At 55.2% G+C, this 18,550-nt stretch carries 15 protein-coding genes; 2 read left to right on the forward strand and 13 right to left on the reverse strand.

The features are described from left to right. Positions 1 to 22: 22 nt before the first annotated feature. Genes nlpE through D9980_RS14405 form a run of 3 tightly spaced genes read right to left on the reverse strand, consistent with a single transcriptional unit; the run spans position 23 to position 1,716 of the window. Positions 23 to 709, reverse strand: a complete 687-nt coding sequence (nlpE, locus tag D9980_RS14395) for an envelope stress response activation lipoprotein NlpE (RefSeq protein WP_024485566.1) — start codon at positions 707 to 709, stop codon at positions 23 to 25. A gap of 41 nt (positions 710 to 750) precedes the next feature. Continuing rightward, positions 751 to 1,164 carry an alternative ribosome rescue aminoacyl-tRNA hydrolase ArfB gene (arfB, locus tag D9980_RS14400; protein WP_024485567.1) on the reverse strand — a complete coding sequence of 138 codons (414 nt, stop codon included), beginning with the start codon at positions 1,162 to 1,164 and terminating at the stop codon, positions 751 to 753. A 3-nt stretch (positions 1,165 to 1,167) separates the two neighbouring features. Beyond that, on the reverse strand, positions 1,168 to 1,716 hold the full coding sequence (locus D9980_RS14405) for a YaeQ family protein (protein ID WP_021806096.1): 549 nt from the start codon (positions 1,714 to 1,716) through the stop codon (positions 1,168 to 1,170). A 214-nt stretch (positions 1,717 to 1,930) separates the two neighbouring features. Here D9980_RS14405 and D9980_RS14410 point away from each other — a divergent pair, with 214 nt between their 5' ends. Next, entirely contained in the window at positions 1,931 to 2,131 is a 201-nt protein-coding gene (locus D9980_RS14410) for a YaeP family protein (RefSeq protein ID WP_024529521.1), read from the forward strand. Then, positions 2,124 to 2,381, forward strand: coding sequence for a Rho-binding antiterminator (gene rof / locus D9980_RS14415; RefSeq protein ID WP_223499701.1), 258 nt, complete (start codon positions 2,124 to 2,126; stop codon positions 2,379 to 2,381). The genes D9980_RS14410 and rof overlap by 8 nt, the downstream gene beginning before the upstream one ends. Positions 2,382 to 2,432: 51 nt before the next feature. Here rof and D9980_RS14420 read toward each other — a convergent pair whose 3' ends face one another. The 10 genes from D9980_RS14420 to dnaE form a co-directional block, all read right to left on the reverse strand. Then, entirely contained in the window at positions 2,433 to 2,747 is a 315-nt protein-coding gene (locus tag D9980_RS14420) for a cytochrome c (RefSeq protein ID WP_121607655.1), read from the reverse strand. Between the two features lie 10 nt (positions 2,748 to 2,757). Further along, positions 2,758 to 4,083, reverse strand: coding sequence for a tRNA lysidine(34) synthetase TilS (gene tilS / locus D9980_RS14425; protein ID WP_121607656.1), 1,326 nt, complete (start codon positions 4,081 to 4,083; stop codon positions 2,758 to 2,760). Between the two features lie 55 nt (positions 4,084 to 4,138). Next, complete coding sequence (gene dtpD, locus D9980_RS14430) at positions 4,139 to 5,599, reverse strand: dipeptide permease DtpD (protein ID WP_121607657.1); 1,461 nt, start codon at positions 5,597 to 5,599, stop codon at positions 4,139 to 4,141. A gap of 59 nt (positions 5,600 to 5,658) precedes the next feature. Next, positions 5,659 to 7,797, reverse strand: a complete 2,139-nt coding sequence (gene cadA, locus D9980_RS14435) for a lysine decarboxylase CadA (protein WP_121607658.1) — start codon at positions 7,795 to 7,797, stop codon at positions 5,659 to 5,661. Between the two features lie 96 nt (positions 7,798 to 7,893). After that, positions 7,894 to 9,240 (reverse strand): cadaverine/lysine antiporter, encoded by a 1,347-nt coding sequence (gene cadB / locus D9980_RS14440; protein WP_121607659.1) that lies wholly within the window; start codon positions 9,238 to 9,240, stop codon positions 7,894 to 7,896. 415 nt (positions 9,241 to 9,655) lie between these two features. After that, positions 9,656 to 11,206 (reverse strand): lysine decarboxylation/transport transcriptional activator CadC, encoded by a 1,551-nt coding sequence (cadC, locus tag D9980_RS14445; protein ID WP_121607660.1) that lies wholly within the window; start codon positions 11,204 to 11,206, stop codon positions 9,656 to 9,658. Between the two features lie 89 nt (positions 11,207 to 11,295). After that, the gene (locus D9980_RS14450) at positions 11,296 to 11,685 is read right to left on the reverse strand and encodes a VOC family protein (RefSeq protein ID WP_121607661.1); all 390 of its coding nucleotides are present in this window, start codon (positions 11,683 to 11,685) and stop codon (positions 11,296 to 11,298) included. 86 nt (positions 11,686 to 11,771) lie between these two features. Continuing rightward, positions 11,772 to 13,922 carry a lysine decarboxylase LdcC gene (locus D9980_RS14455; protein WP_121607662.1) on the reverse strand — a complete coding sequence of 717 codons (2,151 nt, stop codon included), beginning with the start codon at positions 13,920 to 13,922 and terminating at the stop codon, positions 11,772 to 11,774. 166 nt (positions 13,923 to 14,088) lie between these two features. Next, positions 14,089 to 15,048, reverse strand: coding sequence for an acetyl-CoA carboxylase carboxyl transferase subunit alpha (gene accA, locus D9980_RS14460; protein ID WP_021806103.1), 960 nt, complete (start codon positions 15,046 to 15,048; stop codon positions 14,089 to 14,091). 12 nt (positions 15,049 to 15,060) lie between these two features. Beyond that, entirely contained in the window at positions 15,061 to 18,549 is a 3,489-nt protein-coding gene (gene dnaE / locus D9980_RS14465; protein WP_024485575.1) for a DNA polymerase III subunit alpha, read from the reverse strand. Position 18,550: the final 1 nt, after the last annotated feature.

Genomic DNA, 18,550 nt, shown 5'->3' on the forward strand with positions numbered 1-18,550 from the left:
AAAGTGAGCTAGCCGCCGTTGGTCAGTTAGCACAGCTCTTGCTGTTGTCGAAAGCGATCTTGCCACCGGGCTCCGGGATCAGCGCTTTTTGCATCTGCCCTTCCTCCATGGAAGGCTGCACGCTGAAATGCCCATTCAACATCAGGAATACCGGTTCGCCCGGCGCCCGTTGAGCCTTCAGATAGCCCTGCTCCAACGCAATATTATTCGCTACCGGGAAGGTTTTGCCAGTGGCACAATCCTGGAATACCGCCGCGTCGGCCATATAGGTATACAACCCGGTCAACGGCATCGGCGTTTTCGGCAAGGCTTTGGTCACCGGCGTCAGCACATAATTAAGCTGGGAGACAATCGGTGCCCCACTGCGGTCCAGCATTCTCAATTGCTTGCCTTCCGGGTGGAAATAGCGTTTTTCACCGTTGCTTTCGGTCAGCACCAGCTTATCCGCCGTACGCGCCCATGTGCCGTAGCTGGCAAAAGTTTGATCGCCACCTTTAGCGCCACGATAGGTTTCCTGCAACACAAAGGTGCCGTCCTCATCGAGGAACAGCGAGGTGTCCAACCCAGTGCAGTCCGCACAAGGCAATAAGCCCTGATAGCTCTGCTGCATCGGCTGAAGTGCTTGTTCTTTTGGCTGGTATTGATTGTTACATCCCAGCAATGAAAGGGCTCCTGCCGCTAAAAACAGGGCGATAGTTATTTGCTTCAAGTTATTCTCCTGTTGTCATCCATTGATATCCACGGCGTAGGCTAAGGCTGAACCTTGCCGCGCAATGCCTTGGTGGCACCTTTGCGCACCTTGCCTTCAAGACGGCGTAATTTGGCCCCTTTGCTGGGTTTGGTTGCCCTGCGCGTCTTTTCGACCACCATCGCCTGCTGGATCAGCGCCACCAGCCGGGCCAGTGCCGCTTCACGATTCATTTCCTGGCTGCGATATTCCTGCGCTTTGATAATCACCACCCCATCACCGGTCACTAAATGATGATTAAGCGCCAGCAGCCGTTCTTTATAGTACTCTGGCAGGCTGGACGCCCGGATGTCAAAGCGCAAATGGATCGCCGTTGAGGTTTTATTCACATGCTGGCCACCCGCACCCTGCGCGCGGATCGCCGTTAATTCTATTTCGTTGTCCGGTATGGCTACGTTTCTTGACAGTTCCAGCACCGGTTATACCTGCGCCTGCTGCCATTCGGCAAATTGAATTTCCAGACTATTCTGAAGGTCTGACAGCCAGATGGTACCTTCCTGCAGCGTGGCCTGTAGCGTCATATTGCGGCTGGCTAACGCGGTCAAGCGGGACAGTTGTTCATCATCAAGAAAACGGATGCTCAGGTTCTTGTGGTTGGCCACCTTGCTCTGCATAGATTGCCACCAGACATGCCCGGCGCGATCACCATAGGCGTAAAGCACCACCCGAGGTGACTGATTGCAGGCCTTTTTGATGCGTTTCTCATCCGGCAGCCCCAGCTCTATCCACATTTCCAGCCCGTTATGGTCGTTGCGCCGCCAGATTTCCGGCTCGTCTTCCGCACTCAGGCCTTTGGTAAACACCAGCCGTTCATCGGCATGGCAGATCCAGGCCAGCAGGCGCAGCATCATGCGCTGTTCGGTTTCTGAAGGATGCTGGGCCAGGGTGAGTGTGGTATCAAAGTAAAAGTGACGATCCATATCAGCGATATTGAGCGTGGCTTTGTAAATTGTTGCTTTCAGCGCCATGGGTAACCTCTTTATTAACAGGCCACATTGTACTTGATCAGGGCAGCCCGCAGCCAGCACGGGGAGCGCCAGAAGTGGACTAATGCCCAAAAAGAGGAACTAATAACTCACTAACACCTGTGCTATAGTCCTTTAGATAGGATTTAACCCCGAGTGTCTGTGCCTTATTGCAGCCTGCGTGGCGATAATGCAGAGATCCTAAAGGGAGGCCATTGTGCAACAATACTGTGAGTTAGTACGACGTTTTTACGCTCAGATCGGCAGTGGAGATCTAGGCTACGTGCCGGATGCACTAGCATGTGTGTTAAAGGCATTGGACGAGGTTGCCGCGAATAGCGAGCTACCGTCCTCCGTTAGGGAACAGGCGGCATTTGCCGCCGCTAACTTATTGGTGAGCGACCATGTTGATGAATGATGAGTACCAATCCATCAATTGCGATGACTATGAAAGCCTGGAACTCGCCTGTCAGCATAACTACATTCTGAAGCTAGAGTTACGCGACGGAGAGAAGTTCGAAGGCATTGCCACCGAGTTGAAATTTACCAAGGGCGTTGAGTACCTGATTGTCGATCAGGCCGGTAGCGCTCTCAGCTTGCGTCTGGATCACATCCTCAGTTTCAGTCATCCGGAAATCGGTACCGTGGTTGTCAGCCTGTCAGACTGATATAGCGGTAACGCCATCTCCACAGGGCAGCCCAAGGGCTGCCCTCGTCATTTAAGGCTTCAGGCTGGCGTAATAGGCCGCCAGGTCGGCAATATCCTCATCCGACAACCCCGAGACATAGGCCTTCATTACTTCCGCCTGCCCGCCAGAGCGCTCCCCTTTCTTGTAAGCCTGCAAAGAGTGCTCCAGATACATTTGATTCTGCCCGGCCAGGTTCGGGTACATGGGTACCGAAACCTTGCCTTCCGCGCCGTGGCAGGCCATGCAGCTGGCCGATTTATTCTTCCCTGCCGCCGCATCGCCCGCCGCCATGGCGGAAAAACTCAGCACGCCGGCCATCACTACCATTACGCTTACCAATTTCATTGCCCACTCCTCACAGCAGATTGTTATTATTTTTTTTCCAGCCAAGCCGCCAGGCCGGTTGCCCCGCAGACGCTTGCCCTTCCTCAGTAATAAATACGCCCACGGCAGCGATTAACTGCTCATCATAATAGACCAATGGGATACGTTCACGCTGCCACGGTGGAATAGCCAACTCTTGCCACAGTTTTTTGATCGGACGTGAACCGGCACGGCCAATAATCCGTACCCTGCCCTTGGCGGTAAAACGCACGCTGACCGACTCATGCTCTAAAGGGGCGCGTATCTGGCATTCACCTTCGCCCACGAACAGAGTACCTAGTCCGTCTGGTAACGCCAGTGGAGCCTTATTAGGCCAAGGCAATTGTGTGCCGCTCAGATCAGCCAACAGCGGTAGCAGGTACAAGCGCTGGCGGAAACGGCGGATCTGGTAGTTCCCGAGTTGCAGCTGCGGTTCGGCATCTTCCCGGCTTAACGCCACTTCCTGCCATAGCCGATGCAAACCATCTCGCGCTGGCATAGTGACGCCAAACAGCCCAATCCAGCGCCGTAGCAAAGCATAGCGCCTGGCCGCAGAACAGGTAGCCAATTCGGCGATAGCGAGTGAGTTTTCGCCATCCAGCAGTTGGGTTAATTGCTCGGCCAGCAGCTCATCCAGCAGTTGCTCCTGCTCGGCACATAATTCAGCGCTGCGCGCGGTGGCGGCAGCAAAATGCGGCCAACGCTGATTCACTATTGGCAGAACGTTCAGACGTAAGAAGTTGCGATCGAAACGGGGATCCTGATTGCTGTCATCCTCGATCCACTGCAGTTGGTGCTGTTGTGCGTAGTCTTCCAACTGCTGGCGCGATATTCCCAACAGCGGGCGCAATAAGGGATTGTTACCCAAGCGGGTTTGTACGGCCATGGCAGACAGCCCCGCAGGGCCGCTGCCCCGTTTTAAGGCCAGCAAGAAGGTTTCACATTGATCGTCAAGATGCTGCGCCGTCAGCAAAGTCTCGTCTACGGCCAACGTTTCTGCAAAAGCGGCGTAGCGGGCCGAACGGGCCGCGGCCTCGATGCCCCCTGGCCGTCCCTCAAGCTGTACATGTTGTACCACCAGCGGTACCTGCCAGCGTTCGCATTGCTGCTGGCAATGTGCCACCCAATCATCGGCAAAACGGCTCAGGCCATGGTGGACATGCACTGCGCGCAGGGAAATGTCCGGTTGCTGCTGGCGCAATAGCACCAACAGGTGCAGTAGCACACTGGAATCCAGGCCGCCGCTGAACGCCAGCAGCAGTTGGCGCTCAGCCCCTAGATGGTCGGCAATCTGTGTCAGGAGGTGGTGGGTCTTCATCAATTGGGCTTCGTGACATTACATAGCTGCACGTTAACCAGCCCACCGCCATCAATCAAGCATTAACCGCGCTATCATTGCGCCGGGTCATTCCCCACCACAACACCAGAACCGCTAGCACCAAGGCGGCACTGCCTGCAGCTCCCCAGCCAATCTGGGTGAAAACCTTGCCGTAAGCTTCAATCATCGCATTACCCAATTGGCTTTCGGTGGTCTGGTTGGCAATCAGGCCCGCGAGATAATTAGCCACAGAGCCGGTCGCCAGCATATAAATACCGGTCAACACGCCGGTGACGCCAGGAATATCCAACCGGGTGATTTGGGCCATCGCCACCGGGTCGATAAACAGTTCGGCAAATCCCATCACCGCCAGCCCGGCTACCATCATCCCCATCGAGGCCTGGCCATGCAGCTCCCCCCAGCGCGCATTTAGCGCCATCAGCATAAAGCCCACGGCAATCAGCAGCAGGCCAAAGGCAAACTTGCACCAGATGCGCACGGTCTGAGCGTTCCCCTGGCTGCCACGCATCAGCCAGGCCAGCAGCACGCCGCCCAGCATGACCGCAAAGGCGTTTACCGACTGGAACAGCGCCGTAGGCACCGACCAGGAGAACCATTGCCGGTCAACAAAGTGATCGATAAACAGGCTGATTGAACTGCCGCCCTGTTGGGCAAAGGCCCAAAACAGCGTTCCCAGCAGCATCAAGATGATGATTTGCCATAACCCCCGCCGTTGCTCACCGCTCACCTGCCAGAGAATACGCATGACGATCACCACCGCAGCGGCGCACACGACGCCAAGCAAATAGCCAGCCCAATCGTGAATGAACAACAGCGCGAAAAACAGCGGAGCAGACAACACCCCGGCTACCAGCCAGAACCAATGTGGCAAGCTTAGCGTAGTGGCCTGTATCAGCGGAATATTCACCCCACGCGTATGCCGAAAATGTTTACTCCCCGATAGGAAGATTATCAACCCGGCAAACATCCCTATTCCCGCCAGCGCAAAGCCGACGTGCCAGCCATAACGTTCAGCGGCCAACCCACAGGCGATCGGAGCCAGGATGGAGCCAACGTTCCCCGCGGCATACAGCAGAGAAAACCCGCCTTCCCGCCGTGGGTCCTGCGCCTGATACAGCTCTCCCAGCAGGCAGCTGATATTGGATTTAAACAGGCCGTAGCCGCAGATAATGATGCCCAGCGCCAGGTAAAGAGAGTTGGCCGAGACTGCCCCCAGCCCCAGTACGATGTGGCCCAAGGTCATCAAGGCCGCCCCGGCAATCACCGAGACGCGGTTGCCCAACAGGCGATCGGCCAGCAGGCCGCCCAGAATGGGGGTGACATAAACCAAAGAGGCGTAAGCGCTGAAAAGGGTGATGGCGTGGCTATCGGAATAGCCTAACTGGTGGGTCAGATAGAGGATCAGTAACGCGCGCATGCCGTAAAAACTAAAATACTCCCAGATTTGGATCGCAACGACATAGTAGATAGCGCGCGGCTGTGAGGGTGTTTTCATGGTGTACTCCCATCAGGATAACCAAGGGGAAAGCGTCTATGCTTTCCCCTGTGATGCCATTATTCCGCTTTCAGCACTTTCACCGTGTAGCGACCATCCGGCTGGCGGTAAGCCCCGTGAATATCGGTCTCAAAGCCCGGATAATGCGCGCCGATTTCACACAGCATTTGCAGGAACTCCAACACCGGGCGGCTTTCTTCGGTCAGCATTTCCCCCGGCATCACCAACGGTACACCTGGAGGATAAGGCAGGATCATATTGGCATTGACCTTGCCGACCATATCCTCCAGATAGACTTCCTCCACTTCGCCGTGCAGCTCTTTCTGGAAGGCGTGGTAAGGGTTCATCACCATGGTTGGCAGCACTTCAAAGGCGCGGTACATCAGGTCCGGCAGGTTGTGATGCTCGACCAGGCGATGGATGTTCTGCGCCAGCTCCTGGATGCGCATGTTTTCATAGAACTCGGGCGCTTCCTGATACAGCGATGGCAGCATGTTTTTCACCCGCAGGTTCAAATCGAACGAGCGTTTGAAATCGGTCATCGCGCGCAGCAGGCTCAACGCTTTGGTTTTATCGATACCAATGCTGAACAGGAACAGCAGGTTGTACGGGCCGGTTTTCTCCACGATGATGCCGCGTTCATCCAGGTACTTGGCGACCAGGCTGGCCGGGATACCGAACGGTTGCATCTCGCCTTCTTTGCTCATCCCTGGGGTGAGAATGGTCACCTTGATCGGGTCGAGATACATGTGTTCGTTATCGATGTTTTTGAAGCCGTGCCAGGCGCTGTCGGAACGCAGCGGCCAACATTCTGGCTCATCGATATGCTCCGGCTGCCAGACGTCAAAGAACCAGCCTTCAGATTCCACTTTCAGCCGTTTGATTTCCTTACGGAACTTGATGGCACGCTCGATGGAACCGTTAATCATGCGCTTACCGGCGTTGCCCTTCATCATCGCAGCGGCGGTTTCGGTGGACGCCACGATGCCGTAATGAGGCGAGGTGGTGGTGTGCATCATATAGGCTTCGTTAAAGGTCTCTTCGTTGATGTCACCCTTAACGTGGATCATCGAAGCCTGCGAGAACGCCGCCAGCAGTTTGTGGGTCGACTGGGTTTCATAGATCACCTTGCCTTCAACCCGCCCCCCGCTCATACCGCATTTGCCTTTGTAGATCGGATGGAAGTTGGTGTAAGGCACCCAGGCAGAATCGAAGTGGATCGATTTAACGTCCAGAGTTTCCTTGATGAAATCGGTGTTGTACAGCAGGCCGTCGTAGGTGGAGTTGGTGATCACCGCGTGCGCTGGCCAGCTGGCGTTCGCCGTTTCTTTCACCCGCTTGGCGATGGTGGCACGGCTGAATTCGCTCTGCGGGATGCCGCCGAGAATACCGTAGGCATTACGGGTTGGCCGGAAGTAGATCGGCGTGATGTCACTCATCATCATCAGATGGGTCAATGATTTGTGGCAGTTACGGTCGATCAGCACGGTGCTGCCTGCCGGAGCGGCATACATACCGACAATCTTGTTGGCGGTAGAGGTGCCGTTGGTCACCATGTAGCTGCGTTCGGCATTGAATACGCGGGAGATGTACTCTTCGGCCTCTTTGTGCGGGCCGGAGTGATCCAACAGCGAACCCAGTTCGGAAACCGAAATGGAGATGTCAGACTTCATGGTATTCGGGCCGAAGAAATCATAGAACAGGCTGCCTACCGGGCTTTTCTGGAAGGCGGTGCCGCCCATATGGCCTGGAGTACAGAAGGTATATTTGCCTTCACGCACGTATTTGAACAGCGCCTTGGTCAGCGGCGGCAGGATGGCATCGATATACTCGTCGGTGTTCTGTTTGATCTTGGCGGCGATATCCTTGGCCGCGCCCAGCGCGTATTCGAAGAAGCGCACCTGCATGCGCAGATCGTTGAGGCTGACATCGAGCGTCGAATAGGTGTTGGCGAAGGCATACAGCGGCATGTATTCATTGAGCTGGCTGATCTCTTCACACAGCTCAAGATTGTATTTGTCCCAGTCGAAAATCACGCCGCACAGGCGGGCATTATTTTCGATCAGCTTTAATAAATCTTCACGGTCATTAGGGTAGACGATACGGAAGTCCAGGCTTTCCAGCGCCTGATGCAGTTCGCGGATCGGCTCTTCTTTGAAGTAGACACCCATGTGATTCATGATGGCAATAACGTTCATAATCATTTCTCCAGGCAAAGCGGGCCCCTTCCCGTCGCGGCTGACAGGTCGGAAAGAAAGGGGCTGGGTAAATTCAGTGGGTCAGAGCACGCAATCTCAGTGCGCTTTGGCCGTGGTGCTGTCGTTGACCGTTGCGGCTGCTTTGGCAACCTGGCGGGTATTCATTTTGCGGGCATAGAACATCAGGATGATCAGGCTGACGATAAAGGTGCCGGACAGCTCGAAGGAGTTGGCGCCCATCAGGGCGATAAAGCAGAATCCACAGCCCAGTACCGACGCCACCAGGCTCAGCAGGTTACGCACGTTGACGCCTTCAAAGCGGATCAGGTCAACGCAGGAGTAGAAGTAAGGCAGCATGGTCAGCAGCACCGCGATACCGGTCAGTTCGCCGAACAGGTCGGAAGCTTTGCCGCCGCTGGAGTTCATCACGGTGATCAACACCATCAGCGCGGTCATTTTGCAGCTTGCCAACAGCAGGCCCTTCTTCGGAATGCCGTTTTTATCCAGTTCGCCATACACTTTCGGGAAGTTGCCGTCGTTAGCCGCACGCACCCCGGCCTGACCTACCAGCATCATCCAGGAACCCAACGAGGTCAGGCAGGCAAAGGCGGTGAAAGCGGATACCATCGGGGCCGCCCAGTTACCCATAATGGCGGAGGCGCTGATGGCGAAGGGAGCACCGCTGGCAGCCATTTGCGCCGCAGGGAACATCCCGCTCATCACCTGAGTGGCAGCAATATAGATAATCCCTGCCAGGCCGGTACCGAGCATGGTCGCCAGTGGTACGGTACGTTTAGGGTTTTTTACCATCCCGGTGCTGACGGCGGCGGATTCAACGCCGATAAACGCCCACAGGCAGAGCAGGATACTTTTCACCACGGCATGGCTGTCGGTGGTACCCGAGGTATTCCAGTTGGCTTGATAGGTTGCAACATCAAACCAGTGCCACCCCGCCACGGCGGTGATCACTATCGGGATCAAGACCAGTACCAGACCCAGCGTGGTTAAACGGCTGACCCAGGTGCCCCCCAGCAGATTGACAAAGGTGAATATCCAGACGATGGCAATACAGGCAATCCCGGCCGGTACCGGATTATTCAACGCGGGGAAGAAAGTAGAGAGATAAGAAACGGCGGTAATACCGATTGCCAGGTTACCGATCCAGTTGGCATGGTAGTAAAGCACGCCAGTCTGGAAACCGAACGCCGGGGAGATTTCCCCAGCATAGGCAATTGGCCCACCCTGCTGCGGGTTTTTGGTCGCCAGGCGGGCGTAAACATAAGCCAATGACATCGCGCCGACGATAGAAATCACCCATCCCCAGATGGCGATAGATCCCAGACTTGCCAGGTTTGCCGGTAATAAGGCAATCCCGCTCCCCATCATATTACCGGCGACGACGCCGGTGCAGGCAATAAGCCCTATTTTCTTGGATGAAGCCATGGTCAGTTTCTCCTGATTATCGATGCTGATAAGTGCTGAGCATTAAGAGGCGAGATTAATGAACAGACTTGATAATCAGGATGCTAACGATAGGCCCAAATAAAGTCCTAAAGATAAGGTGAAATTACGCTCATGATCCTACAAATGATATCCGGAGGTTTTTAACTCACATATCAAGATAGCAAGATGAGCTAAAGAAAAGATAAAGTTTGTTTAGAAACAATAAGATAAATTCTATGCGTAGCTGTAAATAATGGTGCAACAGATGGGAGCCATGCAGAACGCCGACACGCCGTAAACCCATCCTTGGGGGCTCGAATCGCGCATCCCTGCGCTCAACGGTCGTAACCGTATGACTCCCACCAGCCTTAGACTTTTAGTGTCGCTGTATTTGTGCCAGCGGTTGGCAATGGAGTTATTTTTGCGTGTCGTAATTGTCTAAATAAGGAACAACTGCGGTGACTGAGGTTTGGAATACGCCATTACGGATCCAATGCAGCGTGTTTTCACCGGGGCGAAGGTTGAAGGCGGTAATATAAGAATCCGCAGCCTGATGGTTATGGCCCTGCATTTCGTAGACTTTGCCTAGTAATACATAGTTCAACCATGACATCTGTAGATCGATAGCTTTATTAATGGCGCGGTAAGCCTCATCGGTTTTCCCTTGGGAAAGCGCATCGACGGTAACTATCTGCTGCAAGATGGGGGCATCAGCCAATACCGGCAACGCCTCCAGGCGGGTAATTTCCGTTCGTAGCTGTGCCAGTTCGGCCGCATCAAGAGGTTGGTAGGAGTTACGCAGCAAATCCACCAGCGCTTTTTCGGCAACGGCATACTCAAAGTCTGGCGAGGCTTTGATTATCGCCTCCAATTGGCTGCTGGCACGGGTTAGTGAGTCCGCATCACCCTGTACCAGCAACTGATGTGCCTGATAGAAACGCTGCAGCGCCGGGCCATTTTGCGGTAGCAGCTGCGCCAAACGCTGTGCCAGTTGCTGCGGCCAAGGCTGTTTCAACGCCGCCGACAGGCTGGTAAGGAAATCCTGCTGAATTTTTAGCTGATTATCGGTGGTAATAAAGTAGCGTTTATCCAGCATGATCGAGCTGTCGGCATTATCCACCAGCCGCACCGACAGGAAGCATTGCTGGGCACGGTAATGGCGTTGGTTAACAAACTCGATATACAACGACTTGCCGGAGCTGCTCGGCCCGGCAAAATTGTAGTTGGTCTGATCGTGTACCAGGAACGTGGAATAGGTATTCAGCGCGTCGGTGACCAGTTCACTCACGCCAACCACATAAGAGAGCTGTGGCGTCCAGTTGCTGCAGCTGTTACCGCCCTGGATACGAATGTCGATATCACGCGGGTTGAGCAACACCGGCATAGTGGACACCGGAATGCGCTGAGACAGGGTCGCAATGCCGACAAAGGCGACGCAGGCAGACAGCGCCGCCAGGAAAGTCAGCCAGACCCAAAAGGGTGAGCGTTGATAAAAACGACCTGCCGCAGTGGGTAACAGGGTCTTTGGCTTGGTAGCCGGACGCGGCGGTATATAGGCGGGAGCCTCTTCTTCGCTGCCATCTTCCGGTTCATGCATTACTACGGCCACCTGGGGTACCAACGGCGGCGCATCTTCCCCCTCTTCACACCACATGACCGGTGCAGTCAGTTTATAACCGCGTTTGGGGACGGTGATGATGTATTCGGGGCTGTCTGGATCGCCGTCTTTCAGATATTTGCGCAGTTCGGAAATGCACTGGGTCACCACATGGTTGGTGACGATATTGCGCTTCCAAATGTTATCAATCAGCTCGTCGCGGCTGAGCACCTCGTCCGGGTGCTGAGCGAAGTACTGCAACATATCGATCAGGCGCGGTTCCAGCGTCCGTTGACGCCCATCACGGCTTATGCGGTTGTCGGCCGGGGTGATCAGCCACTCCCCGACGCGGAAAACAGGCTCTTGCATGGCGGAAATAACTCTGTGGACACTGAGGGCAAGGGCGCGATGATAGCATAACGACCCATAACTTGGGCCGCTCTCAGCAGATTAAGCATTCATAGTTCATATAATTCGAGCGGTAATCCGTCAGGATCGCTGAAAAAGGTAAAGCGGGATTGGGTATAGGGATCGACCCGAATTGGCTCGCAAACGACCCCGGTCGCCTGTAAATGCGCTATCGATGCCTCGATATCCTCTACGCTGAATGCCAGGTGACGCAGGCCACAGGCTTCCGGGCGGCTCGGCCTGGCTGGAGGAGATGGGAAAGAAAACAGTTCAATGACGTATTGGCCATTCAGCGCCAGATCGGCTTTCCAGGAGTCACGTTCTTCGCGGTAATATTCCGCTAACAGGGTGAACCCCAGGATATCGCAGTAAAAGTGCTTACTGACGGCGTAATCAGAACCAATCACCGCTATATGGTGAACCTGTCGTAATGCCAACATGGATGAACTCCGTAAGTTATTTAGTGACCCCTCACCCCAACCCTCTCCCACAGGGAGAGGGAGCTGATACGGAGCCGTAATCAGGTTTAAGAGTCAATCTGTGAGGTTTTCAGCACCTTCACCAGATAACGCCCATCCTCGGTCAACTTGGCCCCGTGGATATCGGTTTCAAAACCTGGATAGTGTTCGCCGATCGAGCACAGCATCAACAGGAAATCGAGCACCGCACGGCTCTCTTCAGTGATCATCTCCCCCGGCATCACGACCGGCACGCCCGGCGGATAAGGCAGGATCATGTTCGCCGCTACCTTGCCGACCAACTGGCCAATCTCGCAGGTTTCAACATTACCGCGCACCTGCTGCTGGAACATCTCATAAGGCGTCAGCTTCATCTCCGGCAGGACGTCAAACGCACGCAGCATCAGGCCCGGTAAATCGTGCTGGCGGATCAGTTGGTGGATCCCGGCAGCCAGATCCTGAATGCGCATATGGCGGTAGAAGTCCGGATCTTCAGCATACAGATCCGGCAGCATGTTTTTCACCCGCAGGTTAAGATCGTAAGCACGTTTGAAATCCGTCAGGCTGCGCAGCAGGCTCATCGCCTTGGTCTTGTCGATGCCAATGCTAAACAGGAACAGCAAGTTGTACGGGCCGGTTTTCTCCACCACGATCCCACGCTCATCCAGGTATTTCGCTACCAGCGCGGCAGGGATCCCGCTTTCCTCCAGCTCACCCAGTTCGTTCATCCCCGGCGTTAAAATGGTGACCTTGATCGGATCCAGATACATATGATCGCTGTCGGTCTGGCCGAAGCCATGCCAGTTGTCGTCTGGGTTCAACGGCCAGCACTGTGCCTCGTCAATCTCTTCCGGCTGCCAGATATCGAAGAACCAGGTGTCACTCTCGGCACGCAGGCGTTGCACTTCACGGCGAAAATGCAGGGCTCGCTCCACGGAGCGATTAATCATGCGCCGCCCCGGATTACCACGCAGCATCGCCGCAGCGGTTTCCATCGAAGCCACAATGCCGTAATGCGGCGAAGTGGTGGTGTGCATCATGTAGGCTTCATTAAAGGTGTTCTCGTCATAATCCCCTTTAATGTGGATCATCGAAGCCTGAGAGAACGCCGCCAACAGCTTGTGGGTCGACTGAGTTTCATAGATCACCTTGCCCGGGATGCGATCGCCACTCATGCCGCTCTTGCCGTCATAAATCGGGTGGAAATTGGTGTAAGGCACCCAAGCCGAATCGAAGTGGATCGACGCCACGTCCAGCGTTTGCTTGATGTAATCGGTGTTATACAGCAGGCCGTCATAGGTAGAGTTGGTGATCACCGCATGCACCGGCCAGCTGGCGTTGGCGGTGTCTGCCACCCGCTTGGCAATGCTGTCGCGGGTAAATTCGCGCTGGGGAATACCGCCTAAAATACCGTACGCGTTACGCAGCGGGCGCAGGTAAATCGGCACGATGTCACACATCATCAGCAGGTGACACAGCGATTTATGGCAGTTACGGTCAATCAGTACCGTGCTACCGGCAGGAGCCGAATACATGCCGACAATCTTGTTGGCGGTGGAGGTGCCGTTGGTCACCAGATAGCTCTGCTCCGCGTTGAACGTGCGGGCAATGTACTCCTCCGCCTCCAGATGCGGGCCGGTGTGATCCAGCAGCGAGCCGAGCTCCGTCACCGAGATGGAAATATCCGCCTTCAGGGTGTTGGCACCAAAGAAATCGTAGAACAGGCAGCCCACCGGGCTTTTCTGGAACGCGGTGCCCGCCATATGGCCCGGCGTACAGAAGGTATATTTCCCCTCCTTCACATAGGTGAACAGCGCCTTGGTCAGCGGGGGGGTGATGGTGTCCATATACTCATCGGTATACTGGCGAATGCGCTGGGCGATATCGTCGGCAGCGTTCAGACCATACTCGAAGAAATAGAGCACCATACGCATTTCGTGCAGATGGACGTCGAAAGTGGAGTGGGTGTTGATAAACGCATACAGCGGCAGGTATTCATTCAGCTCGTTGATTTCGCTGCACAGCTCCAGGCTGTATTCGTCCCAGTCGAAGATCACCCCACAGATACGCGCATTGTGTTCGATCAGCTTGAGCAGATCACCGCTGTTCTTCGGGAACACCAGTTGGAAACCCATTGAGGCCAGCGCCACGTGCAGCTCGCGGATAGGCTCGTCTTTGTAATAAACGCCCATCGGGCTCATGATCGCAATGATATTCATCGCAGCTATCCTTTAGTTAACTACCAATAGCTTATAACAACATAAAAAGCCTAGGCTGTCTTACGTGCATAAAAAAACCGCCCCGAGAGGCGGTTTCATATTGCTGAGTGGACGTTTGTAAGGGCTAGCATGTTCCCGCCGTAGGGGCGCCGCATGCTGCGCCCACTTAGCAATAACCGTAGTTCATCAGCCGTTGATAGCGACGGTTGAGCAACTCTTCGTTGTTCAGGCCATCCAGATCCGCCAGGTCCGCCAACAGTTGGGCTTTCAACGAAGCCGCCATTGCCGGTACGTCGCGGTGAGCGGAGCCCAAAGGCTCAGGGATCACAGAATCGATCAGCTTCAGCTCTTTCAGACGCGGTGCAGTGATGCCCATCGCTTCTGCGGCAATCGGTGCCTTATCGGCACTTTTCCACAGGATCGAGGCGCAGCCTTCCGGCGAGATCACCGAATAGGTGCTGTACTGCAGCATATTCACTTTATCGCCCACGCCGATCGCCAATGCCCCGCCGGAGCCGCCTTCGCCGATCACGGTGCAGATCACCGGGATATTCAGGCGAGACATTTCACGCAGGTTGCGGGCGATCGCCTCAGACTGGCCACGCTCTTCCGCACCCACGCCAGGATAAGCACCTGGGGTGTCGATGAAGGTGATCAGCGGCATCTTGAAGCGGGAGGCCATTTCCATCAGGCGCAGCGCTTTGCGATAGCCTTCCGGTGCTGGCATACCGAAGTTGCGGCGAATTTTCTCTTTGGTTTCACGCCCTTTCTGATGACCAATGATCATCACCGGGCGGCCATCGAGGCGCGCAATACCACCGACAATGGCTTTGTCATCGGCATAGGCGCGATCGCCTGCCAGCTCTTCAAAGTCGGTAAAGATGTGTTTGATATAATCCAGGGTATAAGGACGGCGCGGGTGGCGTGCCAATTGGGCAATCTGCCAGGCCCCAAGATCGGAAAAAATCTTGCGCGTCAGCTCAACGCTCTTCTCACGCAGGCGCTGAACCTCTTCGTCCAGATTAATATCTAATTTTTCGTCTTGACGGCTGACTGCGGTCAGCGAGTCAATTTTCGCTTCCAGCTCTGCAATCGGCTGTTCAAAATCAAGAAAATTCAGACTCATAGCATTCCTATTTTAGTCAAATTCCAGTTCCACCTGCTCATTACCTACCAAGGTCCGCAAATCTATCAACAAGCGGTCGGTCGGCGTCACGCGCCAAGTTGCACCAAAGCGCAATCTTGCCCGTGCATCTTCCCGTTGATAGTAGAGATGCACTGGAATCGTCCCCGAGCGATGGGGTTCCAAAGACTGACGGAGACGGTTCAAAAGCTGGTCATCAATTTGCCTGTCCGTCAGCGAGATAGCAAGCCCGCGAGCGTATTTTTCACGTGCTTCACTGATGTCCATTAATTCACGAGCGGTCATTTTAAGCCCGCCGTTAAAGTCATCAAAGCTGACCTGTCCAGTCGCGATCAGGATACGGTCTTTTTCCAACAAATGCTGGTATTTTTCCAAGGCATCGGTGAATAACATGATGTCCAGACGGCCAGAGCGGTCATCCAGCGTACAAATGCCGATGCGGTTGCCGCGTTTGGTCATCATGATCTTGGAGGCAATCACCAACCCGACGGCGGTAGTCATCTTGCCGCGATCCGTCGGATGCATATCTTTTAGACGCTGGCCACCGGCATAGCGTTCGATTTCTTTGAGGTACTGGGTGATCGGGTGGCCGGTTAGATACAGCCCCAGCGTTTCCCGTTCGCCATCCAACACCACCTGTTCCTGCCAAGGGGGGACGTTGGCGTAGGATTGCTCTACCTGCTCCGGCGCTTCCGCCAGCACGCCAAACATATCCGCCTGACCGATGGCTTCGGCTTTGGCGTGCTGATCGGCCGCTTTAAGCGCATCCCCCAGGGAGTTCATCAACGCGGCGCGATGAGGCCCCAGGCGATCGAACGCCCCGGACATGATCAGCTTTTCCAGAATACGGCGGTTGAGCTTTTTAATATCGGAGCGGGCGCACAGGTCGAACAGATCTTTAAAATACCCCTGCTCGCCAGAATTGCGCGCTTCGATAATCGCTTCGATCGGCCCTTCCCCCACGCCTTTGATGGCGCCGATGCCGTAGACGATCTCGCCCTCGTCATTAACGTGGAAGTGATACTGCCCGCTGTTGATGTCCGGCGGCAGGATTTTCAGGCCCATGCGCCAGCACTCATCCACCAGCCCCACCACCTTATCGGTGTTATCCATATCGGCGGTCATGACCGCGGCCATAAACTCGGCCGGATAGTGGGCCTTCAGCCACAGCGTCTGGTAAGACACCAATGCATAGGCAGCAGAGTGCGATTTGTTAAAGCCGTAACCCGCGAACTTCTCTACCAGATCGAAGATTTTTACCGACAATTCGCCGTCAATGCCGCGCGATTTGGCACCATCTTCAAAACCGCCGCGCTGCTTGGCCATCTCGACCGGGTTCTTTTTACCCATGGCACGACGCAGCATGTCCGCCCCGCCCAGCGTATAGCCAGCCAGTACCTGAGCGATCTGCATCACCTGTTCCTGATACAGGATGATGCCATAGGTCGGCTCCAGCACCGGCTTCAGCGATTCATGCTGCCACTGGATATCAGGGTAGGAGATCTCTTCGCGCCCGTGCTTACGGTCGATAAAGTTATCTACCATGCCGGACTGTAACGGGCCGGGGCGGAACAACGCCACCAGTGCGATCATGTCTTCGAAGCAGTCAGGCTTCAGACGTTTGATCAAATCCTTCATGCCGCGCGATTCAAGCTGGAATACCGCAGTGGTTTCCGAGCGTTGCAGCATGTCGAAGCTTTTCTTGTCCTCAAGCGGAATGGCCGCGATATCTATCGGCTCCAACCCGGTTTTGGCGCGACGGGCGTTGATCATCTCCAACGCCCAGTCGATGATGGTCAGGGTACGCAGGCCGAGGAAGTCGAACTTCACCAGCCCGGCATATTCCACATCGTTCTTGTCAAACTGGGTAACCGGGTGGTTACCTTCGGCATCGCAATAGAGCGGTGCAAAGTCGGTGATCTTGGTTGGCGCAATCACCACGCCCCCGGCGTGTTTACCGGCGTTACGCGTCACGCCTTCCAGCTTGCGCGCCATGTCTATCAGCGCTTTGACCTCTTCGTCTGCCTCATAGATTTCCGGCAGTTGCGGCTCTGCCGCAAAGGCTTTTTCCAGCGTCATGCCCGGATCGGGCGGCACCAGCTTGGAGATACGGTCGACGAAGCCATAAGGGTGGCCCAACACGCGCCCCACGTCGCGGATAACCGCCTTCGCCGCCATGGTACCGAAGGTGATGATCTGCGATACCGCCTCACGGCCATACATCTCCGCCACGTGCTCGATAACCAGGTCGCGTTTTTCCATGCAGAAGTCGACGTCGAAGTCGGGCATCGAGACACGTTCCGGGTTCAGGAAGCGTTCGAACAGCAGGTCAAACTCCAGCGGGTCGAGATCGGTGATTTTCAGCGCATAGGCCACCAGCGAGCCGGCACCAGAGCCACGCCCCGGGCCTACCGGCACGTCGTTATCTTTCGACCACTGGATGAATTCCATTACGATCAGGAAGTAGCCCGGGAATCCCATCTGGTTGATCACTTTCAGTTCCAGATCCAGACGCTCATCGTATTCAGGACGTCGTTCGGCACGGACTTCAGGGTCCGGGAACAGGAATTCCAGACGTTCTTCCAACCCCTCTTTGGACTTGAGCACCAGGAAATCTTCGGTGGTCATATCGCCAGTGGGGAACTGTGGCAGGAAATATTCGCCCAAACGGATGGTGACGTTACAGCGCTTGGCAATTTCCACACTGTTTAGCAACGCTTCCGGGATGTCGGCAAACAGCTCGCACATCTCCTCTTCGCTGCGCATGTACTGTTGCGGGCTGTAGTTTTTCGGGCGTTTGGGATCGTCGAGCGTGAAGCCATCATGGATCGCTACGCGGATCTCATGGGCGTCAAAGTCATCTTCCACCAGGAAACGGACGTCGTTGGTGGCGACTACCGGCAACCCACGTTCGGTCGCCAGGGCTACGGCGGCGTGCAGATAGTTTTCTTCATCCCCACGGCCGGTGCGGATCAGTTCGAGATAATAGCTGTCCGGGAAATGCTGCTGGTAAAACTCCAGGCACTGATCGACCAGGGCCTGGTTGCCACGCAGCAGAAACTTGCCGACGTCGCCCATGCGTGCACCGGAAAGCAGGATCAACCCGCTGCGGTGTTCTATCAGCCAGTCGCGATCGATCACCGGGCCTGCCGGGCCATAACCGCGCTGATACGCCCTGGAGATTAATAGGGTGAGGTTTTGATAGCCAACGTTATCGGCTGCCAGCACGGTAAGCTGTGCCAGCTCATCGCCCAGCTCTTCGCTTTGCACATGGAAATCCGCACCGATGATCGGTTTGATCCCGGCACCGTGCGCACTGCCATAAAACTTCACCAGACCACACATATTGGTGAAGTCGGTGACGGCCAAGGCTGGCATGGCTAACGCGGCAGCTCTTTTCACCAACGGGCCGATCTTGGCTAATCCATCTATCATGGAGTAGTCACTGTGCACGCGCAGATGAATAAAACGAGGTTCGGCCATA

The sequence above is a fragment of the Serratia sp. 3ACOL1 genome, assembly GCF_003668775.1.
Lineage (GTDB): Bacteria > Pseudomonadota > Gammaproteobacteria > Enterobacterales > Enterobacteriaceae > Chania > Chania fonticola.

Excerpts from the sequence above, each read along its gene's own strand:
- rof (WP_223499701.1), top strand. The coding sequence starts at position 2,124 with ATGAATGATGAGTACCAATCCATCAATTGCGATGACTATGAAAGCCTG.
- D9980_RS14450 (WP_121607661.1), bottom strand. The coding sequence starts at position 11,685 with ATGTTGGCATTACGACAGGTTCACCATATAGCGGTGATTGGTTCTGAT.
- D9980_RS14405 (WP_021806096.1), bottom strand. The coding sequence starts at position 1,716 with ATGGCGCTGAAAGCAACAATTTACAAAGCCACGCTCAATATCGCTGAT.
- accA (WP_021806103.1), bottom strand. The coding sequence starts at position 15,048 with ATGAGTCTGAATTTTCTTGATTTTGAACAGCCGATTGCAGAGCTGGAA.
- dnaE (WP_024485575.1), bottom strand. The coding sequence starts at position 18,549 with ATGGCCGAACCTCGTTTTATTCATCTGCGCGTGCACAGTGACTACTCC.
- tilS (WP_121607656.1), bottom strand. The coding sequence starts at position 4,083 with ATGAAGACCCACCACCTCCTGACACAGATTGCCGACCATCTAGGGGCT.
- cadA (WP_121607658.1), bottom strand. The coding sequence starts at position 7,797 with ATGAACGTTATTGCCATCATGAATCACATGGGTGTCTACTTCAAAGAA.
- cadC (WP_121607660.1), bottom strand. The coding sequence starts at position 11,206 with ATGCAAGAGCCTGTTTTCCGCGTCGGGGAGTGGCTGATCACCCCGGCC.
- D9980_RS14455 (WP_121607662.1), bottom strand. The coding sequence starts at position 13,922 with ATGAATATCATTGCGATCATGAGCCCGATGGGCGTTTATTACAAAGAC.
- cadB (WP_121607659.1), bottom strand. The coding sequence starts at position 9,240 with ATGGCTTCATCCAAGAAAATAGGGCTTATTGCCTGCACCGGCGTCGTC.
- dtpD (WP_121607657.1), bottom strand. The coding sequence starts at position 5,599 with ATGAAAACACCCTCACAGCCGCGCGCTATCTACTATGTCGTTGCGATC.
- D9980_RS14420 (WP_121607655.1), bottom strand. The coding sequence starts at position 2,747 with ATGAAATTGGTAAGCGTAATGGTAGTGATGGCCGGCGTGCTGAGTTTT.